Consider the following 15196-nt stretch of genomic DNA (forward strand, 5'->3'; position numbering starts at 1 on the left):
GCGCGTGCGTTTCGTTGACAGATCCAGACCAAGGCCAAGTTGTGCCATCACCCACCCCTTAAATTCTCCTGCTCCCAGGATAGTCCACCCTCACATCAATGCCAGGAATTTTGCAGACTTTCCTTAAGGCATCCGATGGAGAAACTGAAGCGGGAAAGTAATTGGACGAACTGGTCTGTTCAGGAGGAGTGCCTGCTTTGTCGCATTACCTATTCAATCTACTCCAACTTCCCGCCGATGCCATCGGCGCGGGCCCCGAACGTCGAAACCGACGAGTTCTATCGGGTTGAACGGCTGCGCTCGCTGCCAACCGGCTACGCGATGGCCGAAGCCTTGGGTTACGCATGGGCGTGCAAGTGTCGCAGACGCTCACGAACCCCGCCGCAGAACCTCGGCCGTGCGCAGTCGTTCGAATACGCGCCAGACGCGATGAGCGACGATACCGAAGAATTTGCCGCGAGCACGAACAAACCGGACTACGCAGCGAAGATGCTTGGGTATGACCGCAAGACGTTTGGCGATATGGTCCACGTCATGAAGGACGATCTCGATTTACGGGGCGATGACAATGTTATCTGGCACGACACAGGAGACATTGAATTCAGGAAAAACATCATCGGCAACATGCACGACTATGCCTTCTGAGCGCGAAATGACCTCCATACATCAACTGGCACATGCATCGTTTACGATCTATCAGGACGTTGAGCCGCCTGAATTCTGGACAAACTACTTTGGAGTGTTGCCCGATACGCAGCGCATAAAAGACCAGTTCTGGCTTACATCATCGGGCCAGAAGAGTAAATTCCCGGCGCGAACCGGTCTATGGGGTGTGCGTAGCAAAGAGCACGTCCAGAGCAATCTTCTCGCCCCTCACCTTCGCTATCTTGTCGAGCGCCTGGCCCTACCGCGATCAGATTTGCCAGAGTTGCTTAAGCGCACTGGCGCGCATATGCGCTTCTTCTGCTATTGGTACAACGAAAGCGGCGACCGCGTACCCGACGTGCCTGACGATATCCGCGTCATGATGGAAGCAATGGGCGGAACGGTCGAGATTGACGAATACCGATAACGCCTGGACTGCAAGCACTCGGGCTGACAGTGCAACGCGATGCACCTCCGTTGCCTTCATCCGTTCGCCCGGAATGGTCCATACGCCTGCTTCGAGGTTGAACTCCTCCCACACCGCGCCGCGCACTTCGCCGCTACGGGCCGGAGTGAGTGGCAAGGCGAGACATCACTATTCACTTCGGATAATCGATGACTGAATATTTTGTGTCTTATTACGATCCAGAAACCAGAGCCATCAAGACAGGATTTGTTGACTCACGCATTTTCAACAACACGCGAATCAATCTGGCTCTATCGCATGAGGTTGGTGAAGACCATCCTATTGACGATGAATTTGCTCGTCGCTTCGGCGGCGCGGCGCTTCTCTGGTTTGCTACGCAATTCCCTGAGCTTCGTGAGTTTCTGGAAGTCACCGATGGAAAGGGTAACAAGATATCGGTCTGACCTGTACTAACGGAGGCGCTTCGGCGGACCTTTTCGCGCACTGCGATGGACTAGCACCGAATCAAATCTGGCAACCGCCACCTCCCCCGCCCGGCGCATTCGCGCCCGCCTCTTAAGCATGTGCCGCAATCGGCAACCCGCGCGCAGTCTCGCACGGCACGCCAATCTATCGCGCTGCTCACGCGCCAGCTTGCGCCTCATGCGCCCGCTCGCCGGGCCAGCGATGCCGCTCGCACGGCCTGTGCCGAAATGCTCATCCAAAACGCCACGAACTGCCAAGACGGCGGCAAATTGGCTTTCTATATTCGCGCCAGATTGATCGCGCGAACCCGCAACGCCGCCCCACGCCAATGCGCGTATTCGAGCATTGTGAGCCGCGACCGATCCTTCGTAGTCTGACGATGCGCGAGGCCTTGCCTCAGCCTCTCGTGCCGTACCGATCCGCAAGCTTGCCGCTTTCATAACAACTGTCGATGCAAGGAGAGATCATGAGTCTTCGCAACCCGCTGAAACCCCTCGCCATGCTCGTTGGCGCCGTGTTCGCCGCCGCGCCGCTCGCCACGTTCGCCGACGACCTGCCGGTCAAGATCGGTTTCGCCGCGCCGCTGACGGGCGCCAACGCCGGCTACGGCAAGGATCTGGAAAACGGCGTGCGGCTCGCGATCGACGAAGCCAACGCGCAGAAGATCAAAATCGGCGACAAGGTCGCGCACTTCGAGATCGTCTCGCAGGACGACCAGGCCGACCCGCGCGTCGGCGTGCAGGCCGCGCAGAAGCTGGTCGATTCGGGCGTCTCGGTGGTGGTCGGCCACTTCAACTCGGGCACCACGATTCCCGCCTCGCAGGTCTACGAGCAAGCCGGCATTCCGGTGCTCGACCCGGCCGCGACGAATCCGATCATCACCGGCCGCGGCTTCGCGAACACCTTCATGGTGATCTCGACCGACGCGCAGAACGCCGGCAACGCCGGCGTGTATGCGGTCGACGTGACGAAAGCGAAGCGCATCGCGATCATCGACGACCGTACCGCGTTCGGTCAGGGCGAGGCCGACGAGTTCGAGAAAGCGGTGAAGGCACACGGCGGCACGATCGTCGCGCGCGACTACACCGACAACCACGCGGTCGACTTCAGCACGCAGATCACCAAGTTCAAGGGCGCCAACGCGGACCTCGTGTTCTTCGCCGGCCTCGACAACCAGGCGGCCGGCTTCGCGCGGCGCATGAAGCAGCTCGGCCTGAACGCGCAACTGGTCGGCGGCGGCGGCGTGATGGACGAAGACTTCATCAAGCTCGCCGGCGACGCGTCCGATGGCGCGATGGCCTGGGAATACGGCCGCCCGCTCGCGCAACTGCCGGGCGGCAAGGACTTCAACGCGAAGTTCAAGAAGCGCTTCGGCGTGGACGTGCTGTCGTACGCGCCGTTCGGCTACGACGGCGCGTGGGTCGCGATCAAGGCGATGCAGCAGGCGAAGTCCGACGCGCCGAACACGTATCGTCCGGTGCTGAAGGCGATCGACTACGACGGCGTGACCGGCAAGATCTCGTTCGACAACACCGGTGCGTTGAAGAGCGGCGCGTCGACGCTGTATCAGGTGAAGAACGGCAAGTGGGTGCCGATCGTCACGAAGAGCGGCGTGTAGTTGAGTAGACGGTGAGTAGCGCTCGGTGCGCGGCTACTGCGCGCGCACCGCCTTCACCACCACCTGCGCATCGAGATCGCGTTCGATCCGCACGAGGTCGTCGCGAATCGCGGCGAAGTCCTCCGCACTGCAGCGCTGATGCCCGAACGCGGCGCGCAGGTGCCGCGTGACCTGCAAGCTGCGCGTCGCCGGATCGAACACGTAGCGCGACGTGAATGCGAGCGTCGGGTCCTCGACCGTGCTGTCGGCCGGCAAATCCGTTACTCGCACGAAACGCGGCAGGCTCAGTTCCAGCGTTTCGTCGAACTCGCCGCCGATGCACGCCCACGGCTGCGTCCTGACCGGCTCCGCGAGCCACGCCTCGATCTGCGAGCCCATGCCGCCGGCGAAACTCGTCAGCGCCGGCACCGCGCTCGTGCCGTCCTGCCACAGCAGATGCGGCACGCTACCCTGCATCGACGTCGCGAACGGGCCGCCGGTCACGGCAACATCATCCGTCTGCCATTGCGCGCTACCGTGCAGGCCCGTTTGCAGCAGACGGCTCGCCGCGATCTGCTGCGCGCGCTGCCGCGTCGCACGCCGGAACGTGTTGCGTTCGAGCTCGGCGGTGAAGCCTGCATCCTCGACGCGATACGCGTAATGCGCGGTGCCGCTTTCGTCGATATCGACCTGCAGGCGCGCGCTGCGTTTGCGCTGCTGCGTGGCCGGCGTACGCGCAAGCACGCCGGCGTCGACCAGCAATACCGGACGATCCATCACGCCGGTCGGCAGATAGCCGAATTCGGTGCCACCCGCCGTCGTATCCGCGAATTGCGAAAGCTCAGGAATCCAGATGATTGCGTGATTGATCGCGCTGGTGCCATAGCCAGGCACCTCGGGCAGCGTGTAATACGGACCGAGATTGAGCAGCACCGGCTCGCTGCGGATACCGACGGCCACGAGCAGCGCGCCATACAGCGCGACGTGGTCCTTGCAATCGCCGTAGCGGTTGCGCAGGATGTCGGCGGCCTTGTGTGGAATCGCCGCCGTCTCGCCGAGAAAGAGCGCGACGTAGCGGATGTTCAGGCGCATCCAGTCGTAGAGCGCGCGAGCCTTGTCGCGTGGCTCGGTGAGACCGGCCGTGAGCTGCTGCGCGAGACGCGCGATCGCGGGATCGGCGCGCGTCGTGTCCTGATTGGCGGGACCGCGATAGCGCGCGGCGAAGCTCGCGAAATCCGGCACCGTCGAGACCATCAGCCGGTCGCCCCAGTCCGCGTAGCCGACCGCGCCCGCTTCGAGCCGCGCATACGGGCCGTGACGGTAGTCGAATTCGTAACGGGTGCGGCCGTTCGCGGTGACGGGCGGCAACGCGGCATAGCCGCGCGCGTCGGCATAGAGCGGCACGTCGGCGGGCAGATCGAAGATCAGCCGCTGCAACTCGACCGGGTCGCGCGTCGGCTCGACCAGATACGCGAAAGTGCCCGCCTGCAACGGCATCGCGCGAGTCTTGCGAAACGCCAGATGCACGCGCGAGCCGCTCTGCACACCCGGAAAAATCACCGTGCGCAACACGCCGTCCTCGAAACTCGGCGCGCCCGCCGAGCGCGGCTCCTGCACGTCGCGAATCGCCTCGGGGCCGACTGGATGCGCGCTGCCGTCCGGGTCGAGCGTTTCCGCGGCCAGCAACTGCACCTGCTCGATATCCTTGTTGAACCACACGTAGCGTTGCGCGATGTCGTCGACGCCGCTCGCGGTATCGGCACGCAGCACGGTGTCGTCGTGTTCTTCGACCGAGCCGTCTTTCTGGATCACGAACAGGTGCACGTCGCGTTCGATCGTCGATGGCGCGCGCTCGTCGCTGGCGGTGCTGATTTCGTCGGCGATGGCGGGGTTGGGAAACCCGGTTGCACAGGCAGCAAGGAGCGCGCTCGATAACGCGGCTAGCGTTGCGAGACGGGTCGCGCCGGATCGTGGGCGCTGCCGGGAATCACGCCGCCGGGCACGCGGCATGGCACCGCATAGACGTTGCGTCCGCCCGCCTACACACGCGACGTACGCGACAAATGTGACGAACGCAACAAGCGCGACGAGCTCCCCGAACACCCCAACACGCGTCATGAGCGCAGCACCCCGCCCCGCGCGCGCCACACGCGCGGACTCGCGGCAAATTCCGCGCGGAACGCGTGATTGAAGTTCGACAGATCGTTGAAGCCGCAATCGAGCGCGATATCGACGATCTTCTCGTCCCCATTACGCAAACGCAGCGCCGCGGCGCGCAGACGCGCCCGCAACAGGTATTGATGCGGCGTCACCCCACTCACCTGCTGGAACGTGCGCAGAAAGTAGAACTCGCTGACCCCGGCGGCCGCAGCAAGGCTCGTCAGCGTATGCGGCACGCCGGGTGCGTCGTCGATCAGACGCACGATCTGCGCGACCCGCGAACGGGCCGTTGCGCTCGCGTTCGACGTGGTGCGCACGCGCTTGCCGTCGTGCGCGCCGAGCGTGTCCAGCGTGGTGGCGGCAAGCTCGACCGCGAGTTCGTCCCACGCGGTTCGATCCGCCGCACCGAGAACGCGTGTGCTGCCGGCATCGTTCGTGCCCGCGCCGGCCCGTGCGATCAAGGGCGCGAGCGAGCGCAGCGCCGGCACGCTCGCGCGCCGGAATCCGACCGAACCGCGCAGCAGATCGCTCGCGAACCCGGCATCGGCCGCGAGCCGCTCGAAATAGCCGGGTGCATAACGAAACGCGATGCAGCGATCGCCCGGCCCATGCCGATGACCGCATTCGAAACACTCGCCGGGATTGCCGAGCAGCAGCGCGCCCGGTGTCAGCAGTTCGCGGCCCGGCGCCGCCCGATATTCGAACGAACCGGCGACGACCATCGCGATGCAGATGCCCGCGTGCCGCTCTTCGAACGACGGATCGCGCGGGCCGAACGTGCACAGCAGATCCGCGACGTTCCAGTCGGCGCCCTCGGCCAGCACGCGCGACGCGACGCCGCCGCGCGCGCCCGCCTGCTCGCGCCGGGTCAACGCCTGCTGCAACGTACTGTGCAACGTGACGGCAATTTTCCCCAAGATGCACCTCGGCCAGATCCGTATCGTGGTTGTAGCACATCGGCGGCCCGTGCGTTTTGCGGCGCTTGCGGCGATGCGGCATCGATCCCGATCGACATTGGCACTCCGGAGCCCACCATGAATCTACTCGCGAACGTACCCGTTAATGCCCCCGAAAACGGCTTTGCAAGCCATGTAGAAAACGCCCCCGCAACCGGCTTCCTCGCCGCGCTACACGCGCCCGCACGCGCCGCCGACATCGCCACCGACGACGATCTCTACGGCTGGCTGATCGGCAGCTGGGACATGGACGTCGTGCACTACCGCACCGACCTGCGCGCGTGCCCACGGCGCGGCGAGATTCATTTCGGCTGGGTGCTGGAAGGCCGCGCGGTGCAGGACGTGTGGATCATGCCGCCGCAAGCCGGCAGCAGTGACGCGATGTACGGCACGACGCTGCGCGTATGGGACGCGACGGCGGCCCTGTGGCGCGTGACCTATCTGAATCCGCGCACCGGCCAGCGCGACGAACTGACCGGCCGGTGGATCGGCGCGCAACTCGTGCAGATCGGCCGACATGCGGACGGCACGCCAATCCGCTGGAATTTCACCGACATCACGTCCGACTCGTTTTGCTGGAGCGGCGTCGCGCTCGAAGCGGACGGGCTCACGTGGCGGCTCGAAGCCGAGTTTCACGCGCGCCGCCGCGCCGCCCGTGCCCGTTAATCCGCAACGGGTGGCACCGCGGCATTCGCAACATTCGCGCGATCACTCGCCTTCGTCGAGCTGGCTCAACAAGGCCTGCAGCTTTTCCACGTGCCTGAGCAGCAGGTCGCGATGCTTGTCGATCTGTTCGAGCCGGCCCGCGAGATCGGCCTGAATGCGCTCGTCGAGTTCGGCCGCGGCGATCACGTCCTCGACCTTTGCGCGCATCGACGCCAGTTCGACCGGCGCATGCACGAGGTGCCGCTCGAAGCGCCGCACCTCCAGGGTCGCGAGATCGCGCACCTTGCGAAAATGCGCGTGACGCCGATGCGCTTCGACGTCGAGCGTTTCTTCCTCGATGCGCCGCGCCGGCCCCGGCTGCCCGAAGATCGGCTCGGGCGGCCGCAGCACCGTTTTCTTGCGCACCGGATGCGCGGTGCCGCGAAAACGCGCGAGCGGGTGCTCGTTGTCGATCGCGTCGCGGGCATTCGGCGGAATGTCGTCTGCGCTATGCGGCGCGTTCATCCAGCCCACCGGCAGGCCGGTGACCGCCTCGACGCCGCGCACGAATTCCTCGCTGAATTCGCGCTGGCCCGACAGCATCAGCTTCAGATAGCTCGCGGAGAACGTCATCATCCGCGCGAGCCGGGTCGCGGCGCCGACCTCGCTGGTCAACAGCACCAGGTTCGCGCGCCAGACCGGCAGCAGCAATTCGTCGGAATCATCCATCGCTCGATCGTCCATCTGATTGCCCGATGAAGTCTCGATGACCGCGTCGCGCGTGTCATCGTTTTGAAAGGGTAGCCGCATCGCAGCGCAACGTGCAACGTCGGCGCGCGGCTTCATGGTCAGGTGTGGCTTTCATGCCAAAGCGATACGCAACGGCAAGAACGCCGGCCGATTTCACGCAAATACCCCTGCAAATAGGGCTCACCGCACATTGTGTGTTGGATTGACACACGTATTCACCCGTCGTTCCGACGTTTAAGCGCGCACTGTGGCATGCTTACACGCCGATGCGGCACGCGCCGTGCTGTGTCGCCTGCTCCACAACATTGACTTAAGGGTTTTGTAATGAAGAAAATCGTTCTCGCCATTGCTGCAGCCGTCGTTACGCTGAGCGCGATCGCTCCCGCTCAAGCTAATCCGTATCACAAGGAATGCCACAAGGTGCGCGTCCATCATCATTGGGAAAAGCGCTGCCACTAATGGCGGTAGGCCGCGTTCCACGACGCGGCACACATCGAAAAGCCCCGCTTTTGCGGGGCTTTTTTTATCGTGGATCGCACCGGTAAAGATTGACGTACGATACGCCGCGCTCGCGCGACGCTCAAACCATTCCATAGGAACGCGCCCGCACGCAATCACGGACACATGCTGTTACACGTTCGCGCTTCGCTAAGCTGGTGTGTCGACCGCGCAGGCAGCAGTGCCACGGCAATAAGGAAATGAAAAGAAAAAGGCAGCGCGGTTTATCGCGCTGCCTCGATCGATTTTTTCGGCGAGACGCTTTACGTCTGCCAGGTTGTTCGCCAGCTCGTCTGCCGGCTTATCTGCCAGCTCGTCTGTCAGCTCGCCTGCACGCGCGCAAGCGCGGTAGTCACCAGCGCTTCGAGCAGCGGTGCAACCTTCGCGGCGAGGATTTCGTCATACGCGTAGGGCATGTGCTCTTCCATGTACGTGATCTGCGACAGTTCGAGTTGCACCGCATGCACGCCCTGCTCCGGCTGCCCGTATTGCCGCGTGATGTAGCCGCCCTTGAAGCGGCCGTTGGCGACCGCCGTATAGCCGCCATGCTGCCCGACCAGCGCGGCCAGTTCTTCGCCCACGCCCGGCGCCGCGCTCGCGCCGTTCGAGGTGCCGAAGTTGAAATCCGGCAGACGTCCTTCGAAAAAGCGCGGCACGTGCGAGCGGATCGAATGCGCTTCCCACAGCAGCACCTTGCCGTGCTTCGCTTTGAGCTCGGCGAGCTCACCAGTAAGCGCGTCGTGATACGGCTTCCAGTAAGCGTCGCGACGGCGCGCGACTTCGGCGTCGTCGGGCAAGTGGCCGTCGAGATAGAGCGGCTCCTTGTCGAACGTATCGACCGGCAGCAGACCGGTGGTGTCCTGGCCCGGGTACAGGTTCGCGCCGTCGGGCGGACGGTTCAGATCGACCACGTAGCGCGCGTAGGTCGGCGTCAGGATCGACGCGCCGAGGCGCTTCGCAAACGCATACAGCCGGTCGAGATGCCAATCGCAATCGTCGGTGCGTTGCGCGACCGGGGTCATCGTCGCGGCGATGTCGGCGGGGATCTGCGTGCCCAGATGCGGGATCGAGATCAGTAGCGGCAGGCTGCCCTGATGCAGCGAGAAAACCGTCGAGGGATTCGAAGCAGTCATGTCGGTCCGGAGTCGGTGGGGATCGGAGAACGGAGAGCGGGCCGCGCGGGCCCCCTCACGCTTATTTCAGCAGTTCGGCGAGCGCCGCGCGATAGCGCGCGTACGCGCCTTCTTCATCGCGATGCCGGCGATTGTCGACGACCTTCACGCCGCCCGTATAGACGTCGCGGATCGGCGTCTCGCCATGCTCGCAGAATACGACGCCCGACAGCCACGCGTGCGGCGCATGTTCGGCGATGCTCGAATGATCGGCGTCGAGCACCAGCCAGTCCGCGCGACAGCCGGCCCGCAACGCGCCGACCGCTCGGCCGGTCGCGCGCGCGCCGCCGTCGAGCGCGGCGTCGAACAGACGGTCCGCGACGTGCGTCGCGTCGGCCGATGCCAGCACGTTGCGCTGCCGACGCGTCAAACGCTGGCCGTATTCGAGCAGGCGCAATTCCGCGCGCCAGTCGACACCGATATGGCTATCGGAACCGACACCGATGCGGCCGTGCGCATCGAGGTAAGCCTGCGCGGGGAAAATGCCGTCGCCGAGATTCGCCTCGGTGGTCAAACACAAACCGGCAACCGCACCGCTCTTCGCGAGCGCGAGCGTTTCGTTCGCATCGACGTGCGTCGCGTGCACCAGACACCAGCGGCCGTCCACCTCGAAGCGATCGAGCAGCCACTGCACCGGTCGTGCGCCTTCGGTTTCGATGCACGCATCGACCTCGGCGGTCTGTTCGGCGATGTGGATATGCACCGGCGCGTGCGCATCGATACCGCCGAGCAGCGCGCGCAGCGACGCCTCCGACACCGCCCGTAGCGAATGCGGCGCCACGCCATAACGCAGCGCCGCGTTTTCGGGGCGCGCCGCGCGCAGCGCGCCGAGCAGTTCGAGCAGACTCTCCGGCGTGTTGATGAAGCGGCGCTGATCGTCGCGCGGCGCACGCGCGCCGAAGCCGCTGTACTGATACAGCACCGGCAGCATCGTGATACCGATGCCGCTCGCCGACGCCGCATCCACCACGCGTTGTGCGAGTTCAGCCTCGTTCGCGTAACGCTGGCCGTCCTGCGCGTGATGCACGTAGTGGAACTCGCACACCGACGTATAGCCCGCCTTCAGCATTTCGATGTAGAGCCATTGCGCGACGCTCGCGAGCCCTTCCGGCGTGATGCGCGCGGCGAAGCGGTACATCAGATCGCGCCACGACCAGAAGTTATCGGTAGCGCCGGTGCCTGACGCGGCGCGATACTCGGTCAGCCCCGCCATCGCGCGCTGGAACGCGTGCGAATGAAGGTTAGGCATCCCTGGCATGAGCGGACCCGCGGCCCTCGCGACACCGGCCGGTGCCTCGGGACGATCCGGCGTGACCGCGCTCAGCGTGCCGTGGGCGTTCCATTCGAGCAGCACGTTGCGGCGCCAGCCATCGGGCAGATACGCGTGGTCGGCGAACAGCGATTGATTGGATTGCGTCATCTCTCAGGTTCTGGTTTAGTTCTGTTCACGCCGCGTATATACGGTTTCGCCCGCGCGCACGACTCGCGCGCACAGCGGACGGCCAATCCAGTAAACAAGCTCGGCGAGCGAATCGACCGACCACATCGCGAAGTCGGCCGCACGTCCGACCCGCAACGCGCCGTGTTCGTCCGCCTTGCCGAGCGCGCGCGCCGCATGCGCGGTCACGCCTTGCAGCACCTCGGGCACGGTCATGCGGAACAGCGTGCAGGCCATGTTCATCATCAGCAGCAACGAAGTCGCCGGCGACGTGCCCGGGTTGCTGTCGGTCGAAATCGCGATCGGCACTTCGTAGCGCCGCAGCAGTTCGAGCGGCGGCAACTGCGTCTCGCGGATGAAGTAATACGCGCCGGGCAGCAGCACGGCGACGGTGCCCGCCTCTTTCATCGCGGCGACGCCGGCTTCGTCGAGAAATTCAAGGTGATCCGCCGACAGCGCGCGATGCCGCGCCGCCAACGCGGTGCCGCCGCCGTTCGACAACTGTTCGGCGTGCATCTTCACCGGCAGCTTGTAACGCGCGGCAGCTTCAAACACACGCTCGCTTTGCTGCAGCGAAAAACCAATGCGCTCGCAGAACACATCGACCGCATCGACGAGGCCTTCGTCCGCCAGCGCGGGCAGCATCGTGTTGCAGACCTCGTCGATATACGCATCGGCGCGGCCCGCGAATTCGGGCGGTAGCGCGTGCGCGCCGAGAAACGTCGTATAGACGGTGACCGGATAGCGCTCGCCGAGTTGCCGCGCGACGCGCAGCATCTTGCGCTCGCTCGCGAGGTCCAGGCCGTAGCCGGATTTGATTTCGAGCGTCGTCACGCCTTCGGCGAGCAGCGCTTCGAGCCGCGCGGCCGCTTGCCGGAACAGCGTGGCTTCGTCGGCGGCACGCGTGGCGCGCACCGTCGACACGATGCCGCCACCCTGCCGCGCGATCTCTTCGTAACTGACACCGGCGAGCCGCTGCGCAAATTCGTCCGCGCGCTGGCCGCCGTACACAAGATGCGTATGACAGTCGACGAGCCCCGGCGTCACCCACGCGCCGTGCAGATCTTCGCGCGGCCACGCGGCATATTGCGCGGGCAAGTCGGCGGCCACGCCGAGCCACGCGATGCGGCCGTCTTCGACCGCGATCGCCGCATCGTCGAACGTGTGGTGAGGGTCGCCCTGCGGGCACAGTTTCAGGTGATGCCAGACGGTTTGCTTCATCGCGTGCTCTTTGCAGCTCGTTGCGTGTCTGTGGAGGGATGGCTCGATGCGGAGCGCCTGCGCGTTAGTAAGGATGCCTCATGAGGACGCTTTATGAGGACACTTCAGCGCTGATAGCGGATCGCGATCGCCAGCACCGCGCCGTCGCCGGTCAGCGTGCACGGCAACGCATCCGGCGCGTCGACGCGCAGCGTGTCGCCGGCGCCGAGTCGTAGCGCTTGCGATTCGCCCGCCGCCAGCGTGAGCGTCACTTCGCCGCTCGCGCAAAACAGCAGCGCGACATCGCCATCCAGCGTGCGCGTCGGCACATCGGCACGCCACACGTCCAGCTCGCCCTGCGCCACGTCGCGCCGCACCATCAGATTGAAATCGCGCGTCGCGCCGTCGACCAGACGTGCATCGATACGCGTCTCGCCGGCGAAGCGTGCGACGTCGAGCGGCTGCCGCAACGCATGCGTGCCGACGACGCTCGCGCCGTCCAGTTCGTCGAGCAGCATGCCCCCGCCCGACAACAGCACGAGCGTACGATCGACGCCATCGAAGCGCGAGAACGGCCCCGCCTGCGCGACGTCGGCGACGCTCACGCGCCACACGAAGTCGCCCGGCGCGGCGCCCTTCCCGCCGTCGTTCGATGAAAACGTGGACGGAAGCGCCGTCACCTCGCGCGTGACGCCGCCGCCGTTTTTCCACGGCGCCGCCACGAGGTCGGCGCCGCGAATCAGCGTGACGGCAGCCATGCTCGCGCCGTTGGCAAGCGTCACGATCAGCGGCCCAGCATCGGCAGCTTCAGGCCGGCATCGCGCGCGGTTTGCTGCGCGAGCTCATAGCCCGCATCCGCGTGACGCATCACACCGGTCGCCGGGTCGTTCAGCAGCACGCGGCCAAGGCGTTCGTGCGCGGCCTGCGTGCCGTCGGCGACGATCACGACGCCCGAGTGTTGCGAGAAGCCCATGCCGACGCCGCCGCCATGATGCAGCGAGACCCACGATGCGCCGCCCGCGGTGTTCAGCAGCGCGTTGAGCAGCGGCCAGTCGCTGACCGCATCCGAGCCGTCCTTCATCGATTCGGTTTCACGGTTCGGGCTTGCCACCGAACCCGTGTCGAGGTGATCGCGGCCGATCACGATCGGCGCCTTCAGCTCGCCGTTCTTGACCATTTCGTTGAACGCCTGGCCGAGACGATAACGATCCTTCACGCCGACCCAGCAGATCCGCGCCGGCAGACCCTGGAACGCGATGCGTTCGCGTGCCATGTCGAGCCAGTTGTGCAGATGCGGATCGTCCGGGATCAGTTCCTTGACCTTCGCATCGGTCTTGTAGATGTCCTCAGGATCGCCCGACAGCGCGACCCAGCGGAACGGCCCCTTGCCTTCGCAGAAGAGCGGCCGGATATACGCGGGCACGAAGCCGGGGAAATCGAACGCGTTCTCGACGCCCATTTCCAGCGCCATCTGACGAATGTTGTTGCCGTAGTCGAGCGTCGCCGCGCCGCGTTCCTGCAGCGTCAGCATGGCCTGCACCTGCGTGGCCATCGACTGTTTGGCCGGCGTGACGATGCTTTCCGGCGCGGTCTTCATGCGCTCGCGCCAGTCTTCGACCGTCCAGCCTTGCGGCAGGTAGCCGTGAATCGGGTCGTGCGCGCTCGTCTGGTCGGTCACGCAGTCCGGCGTGATGCCACGCGCGACGCACTCGGCGAACACGTCGGCGGCATTGCCGAGCAGACCGACCGACACCGGCTTGCCCGCTTTTTTCGCTTCGTCGATCATCGCGAGCGCTTCGTCGAGCGTCTTCGCTTTCTTGTCGACGTAGCGCGTCTTCAGACGGAAGTCGATGCGCGTCTCGTCGCATTCGACCGCGATCATCGAGAAGCCCGCCATCGTCGCCGCGAGCGGCTGCGCGCCGCCCATGCCGCCGAGGCCGCCCGTCAGGATCCAGCGGCCGCTCGGGTCGCCGTTGAAGTGCTGGTTCGCGACCGAGAAGAAGGTTTCGTAGGTGCCCTGCACGATGCCCTGGCTGCCGATGTAGATCCAGCTGCCCGCGGTCATCTGGCCGTACATCATCAGGCCCTTGCGGTCGAGTTCGTGGAAGTGTTCCCACGTCGCCCAGTGCGGCACGAGGTTCGAGTTCGCGAGCAGCACGCGCGGCGCGTCCGCATGCGTGCGAAACACGCCGACCGGCTTGCCCGATTGAATCAGCAGCGTTTCGTCTTCGTTCAGGTCCTTCAGCGACGCGAGAATCTGATCGAAGCAATCCCAGTTGCGCGCGGCGCGGCCGATGCCGCCGTACACGACGAGCGCGTGCGGGTGCTCGGCGACTTCGGGGTCCAGATTATTCTGGATCATCCGGTACGCGGCTTCCGCGATCCAGGTCTTGCAGGTCTTGTCCGCGCCGCGCGGTGCGCGGATCGTGCGGGTCGGGTCAAGACGCGGATCGATATGTTTAGGATTGTTCATGGTGTCCCTCGGGATGCTCGAAGATGTTCGATAAAGATTCAGCGACGATGAGAAAAAACGAAATCAGAAATGCCCTGTGAAGCGGTAGCGGGTGCCCGGATGCCACAGATTCGCGATCGACGCGACCTGGCCTTGCGACCACGTGCGCCGATGCAACACCAGACACGGCTCGCGTTCTTCCATGTCCAGCAGCTCGCGCGTGCCGGCATCGGCCGCTAGCGCCTCGATGCGGTACTCGACGCGCTGCAATGGCGCGACGCGTACGAGGTACTGGTTCGGCGTGGTGTTCGTGAAATCCTGCAACGCGTATTCGGGCGCGACCGCCGGATTGACCCAGCGTTCTTCCAGCTGCACCGGCTCGTCGTTTTCGAAATGCAGCAGACGCGAATGAAACACGGGACTGCCCGGATTCAGCTGCATTTCCTCGGCGAGCGCCTCGTCGGCGACGCTCGCGCCGACGTTGAGCACCTGCGCCTGATAGCGATGGCCGCGCGCGACGATTTCATCCGAGATGCTGCGGATCGCCACCAGCGTCGACTCGTACTTGGGCCTTGCCACGAAGGTGCCCGAGCCTTGCACGCGCGTGAGCACCTGCTCCGAGGTCAACTCGCGCAGCGCGCGGTTGACCGTCATGCGCGCGACGTTGAACTCGCGCGCAAGCTCGTTTTCGGAGGGCACCTGGTCGCCTTCGGCCCACTCGCCCGCATGAATGCGCGAGAGGATGAAGTCCTTGATGCCCTGGTAAGCGGGTGCATTCATTGGCGTAATTC

Annotated in this window: 15 protein-coding genes; 6 read left to right on the top strand and 9 right to left on the bottom strand. The window is 64.9% G+C overall.

All coding sequences use genetic code 11. The annotated features are described in order from the left end of the window. The first annotated feature begins 135 nt into the window (after positions 1 to 135). The 4 genes from HHL14_RS33385 to HHL14_RS28795 all read left to right on the top strand — a co-directional run bounded on the left by HHL14_RS33385 (position 136) and on the right by HHL14_RS28795 (position 3155). Positions 136 to 645 (top strand): hypothetical protein, encoded by a 510-nt coding sequence (locus HHL14_RS33385; RefSeq protein WP_230413252.1) that lies wholly within the window; start codon positions 136 to 138, stop codon positions 643 to 645. Positions 646 to 652: 7 nt separating this feature from the next. Beyond that, a complete protein-coding gene (locus tag HHL14_RS28785) occupies positions 653 to 1072 on the top strand; it encodes a DUF4279 domain-containing protein (protein WP_169500998.1) in 420 nt (139 codons plus the stop codon). Between the two features lie 188 nt (positions 1073 to 1260). Continuing rightward, positions 1261 to 1515 carry a hypothetical protein gene (locus HHL14_RS28790; RefSeq protein WP_169500999.1) on the top strand — a complete coding sequence of 85 codons (255 nt, stop codon included), beginning with the start codon at positions 1261 to 1263 and terminating at the stop codon, positions 1513 to 1515. A gap of 488 nt (positions 1516 to 2003) precedes the next feature. Further along, positions 2004 to 3155, top strand: coding sequence for a branched-chain amino acid ABC transporter substrate-binding protein (locus HHL14_RS28795; protein WP_169501000.1), 1152 nt, complete (start codon positions 2004 to 2006; stop codon positions 3153 to 3155). Positions 3156 to 3188: 33 nt separating this feature from the next. Here HHL14_RS28795 and HHL14_RS28800 read toward each other — a convergent pair whose 3' ends face one another. After that, the gene (locus HHL14_RS28800; protein ID WP_169501001.1) at positions 3189 to 5144 is read right to left on the bottom strand and encodes a DUF3857 domain-containing protein; all 1956 of its coding nucleotides are present in this window, start codon (positions 5142 to 5144) and stop codon (positions 3189 to 3191) included. Positions 5145 to 5248: 104 nt separating this feature from the next. Next, positions 5249 to 6211, bottom strand: coding sequence for a helix-turn-helix transcriptional regulator (locus tag HHL14_RS28805; RefSeq protein ID WP_169501002.1), 963 nt, complete (start codon positions 6209 to 6211; stop codon positions 5249 to 5251). Between the two features lie 117 nt (positions 6212 to 6328). On the opposite strand from HHL14_RS28805, the gene HHL14_RS28810 reads away from it, so the two are divergent. After that, positions 6329 to 6916 carry a hypothetical protein gene (locus HHL14_RS28810; RefSeq protein WP_169501003.1) on the top strand — a complete coding sequence of 196 codons (588 nt, stop codon included), beginning with the start codon at positions 6329 to 6331 and terminating at the stop codon, positions 6914 to 6916. A gap of 42 nt (positions 6917 to 6958) precedes the next feature. On the opposite strand, the gene HHL14_RS28815 is transcribed toward HHL14_RS28810, so the two are convergent. Next, positions 6959 to 7624 (bottom strand): hypothetical protein, encoded by a 666-nt coding sequence (locus HHL14_RS28815; protein ID WP_169501004.1) that lies wholly within the window; start codon positions 7622 to 7624, stop codon positions 6959 to 6961. 345 nt (positions 7625 to 7969) lie between these two features. On the opposite strand from HHL14_RS28815, the gene HHL14_RS33645 reads away from it, so the two are divergent. Further along, positions 7970 to 8104, top strand: a complete 135-nt coding sequence (locus HHL14_RS33645; RefSeq protein WP_268966657.1) for a hypothetical protein — start codon at positions 7970 to 7972, stop codon at positions 8102 to 8104. A gap of 359 nt (positions 8105 to 8463) precedes the next feature. On the opposite strand, the gene hutG is transcribed toward HHL14_RS33645, so the two are convergent. From hutG to hutC, 6 genes are all read right to left on the bottom strand, one after another. Further along, positions 8464 to 9276: an N-formylglutamate deformylase gene (hutG, locus tag HHL14_RS28820; RefSeq protein ID WP_169501005.1), complete on the bottom strand. Its 813-nt coding sequence runs from the start codon at positions 9274 to 9276 to the stop codon at positions 8464 to 8466. A gap of 61 nt (positions 9277 to 9337) precedes the next feature. Beyond that, positions 9338 to 10735 carry a formimidoylglutamate deiminase gene (locus tag HHL14_RS28825; RefSeq protein ID WP_169501006.1) on the bottom strand — a complete coding sequence of 466 codons (1398 nt, stop codon included), beginning with the start codon at positions 10733 to 10735 and terminating at the stop codon, positions 9338 to 9340. 15 nt (positions 10736 to 10750) lie between these two features. Then, positions 10751 to 11974 (bottom strand): imidazolonepropionase, encoded by a 1224-nt coding sequence (hutI, locus tag HHL14_RS28830; protein WP_169501007.1) that lies wholly within the window; start codon positions 11972 to 11974, stop codon positions 10751 to 10753. Between the two features lie 104 nt (positions 11975 to 12078). After that, a complete protein-coding gene (locus HHL14_RS28835; protein WP_169501057.1) occupies positions 12079 to 12711 on the bottom strand; it encodes a HutD/Ves family protein in 633 nt (210 codons plus the stop codon). A 26-nt stretch (positions 12712 to 12737) separates the two neighbouring features. Continuing rightward, complete coding sequence (gene hutU / locus HHL14_RS28840) at positions 12738 to 14426, bottom strand: urocanate hydratase (protein WP_169501008.1); 1689 nt, start codon at positions 14424 to 14426, stop codon at positions 12738 to 12740. Between the two features lie 63 nt (positions 14427 to 14489). Continuing rightward, positions 14490 to 15185: a histidine utilization repressor gene (hutC, locus tag HHL14_RS28845; protein ID WP_169501009.1), complete on the bottom strand. Its 696-nt coding sequence runs from the start codon at positions 15183 to 15185 to the stop codon at positions 14490 to 14492. Positions 15186 to 15196 lie beyond the last annotated feature (11 nt).

This window comes from Paraburkholderia antibiotica, assembly GCF_012927125.1.
GTDB lineage: Bacteria > Pseudomonadota > Gammaproteobacteria > Burkholderiales > Burkholderiaceae > Paraburkholderia > Paraburkholderia antibiotica.

What these genes read in the sequence shown, in the direction of transcription:
- hutI (WP_169501007.1), bottom strand. Translation starts at nt 11,974, where the DNA reads ATGAAGCAAACCGTCTGGCATCACCTGAAACTGTGCCCGCAGGGCGAC.
- hutU (WP_169501008.1), bottom strand. Translation starts at nt 14,426, where the DNA reads ATGAACAATCCTAAACATATCGATCCGCGTCTTGACCCGACCCGCACG.
- HHL14_RS28800 (WP_169501001.1), bottom strand. Translation starts at nt 5,144, where the DNA reads ATGCCGCGTGCCCGGCGGCGTGATTCCCGGCAGCGCCCACGATCCGGC.
- HHL14_RS28810 (WP_169501003.1), top strand. Translation starts at nt 6,329, where the DNA reads ATGAATCTACTCGCGAACGTACCCGTTAATGCCCCCGAAAACGGCTTT.
- HHL14_RS28835 (WP_169501057.1), bottom strand. Translation starts at nt 12,711, where the DNA reads ATGGCTGCCGTCACGCTGATTCGCGGCGCCGACCTCGTGGCGGCGCCG.
- HHL14_RS28790 (WP_169500999.1), top strand. Translation starts at nt 1,261, where the DNA reads ATGACTGAATATTTTGTGTCTTATTACGATCCAGAAACCAGAGCCATC.
- HHL14_RS28815 (WP_169501004.1), bottom strand. Translation starts at nt 7,624, where the DNA reads ATGGATGATTCCGACGAATTGCTGCTGCCGGTCTGGCGCGCGAACCTG.
- HHL14_RS33385 (WP_230413252.1), top strand. Translation starts at nt 136, where the DNA reads ATGGAGAAACTGAAGCGGGAAAGTAATTGGACGAACTGGTCTGTTCAG.
- HHL14_RS28825 (WP_169501006.1), bottom strand. Translation starts at nt 10,735, where the DNA reads ATGACGCAATCCAATCAATCGCTGTTCGCCGACCACGCGTATCTGCCC.
- HHL14_RS28785 (WP_169500998.1), top strand. Translation starts at nt 653, where the DNA reads ATGACCTCCATACATCAACTGGCACATGCATCGTTTACGATCTATCAG.
- HHL14_RS33645 (WP_268966657.1), top strand. Translation starts at nt 7,970, where the DNA reads ATGAAGAAAATCGTTCTCGCCATTGCTGCAGCCGTCGTTACGCTGAGC.
- hutG (WP_169501005.1), bottom strand. Translation starts at nt 9,276, where the DNA reads ATGACTGCTTCGAATCCCTCGACGGTTTTCTCGCTGCATCAGGGCAGC.
- hutC (WP_169501009.1), bottom strand. Translation starts at nt 15,185, where the DNA reads ATGAATGCACCCGCTTACCAGGGCATCAAGGACTTCATCCTCTCGCGC.
- HHL14_RS28795 (WP_169501000.1), top strand. Translation starts at nt 2,004, where the DNA reads ATGAGTCTTCGCAACCCGCTGAAACCCCTCGCCATGCTCGTTGGCGCC.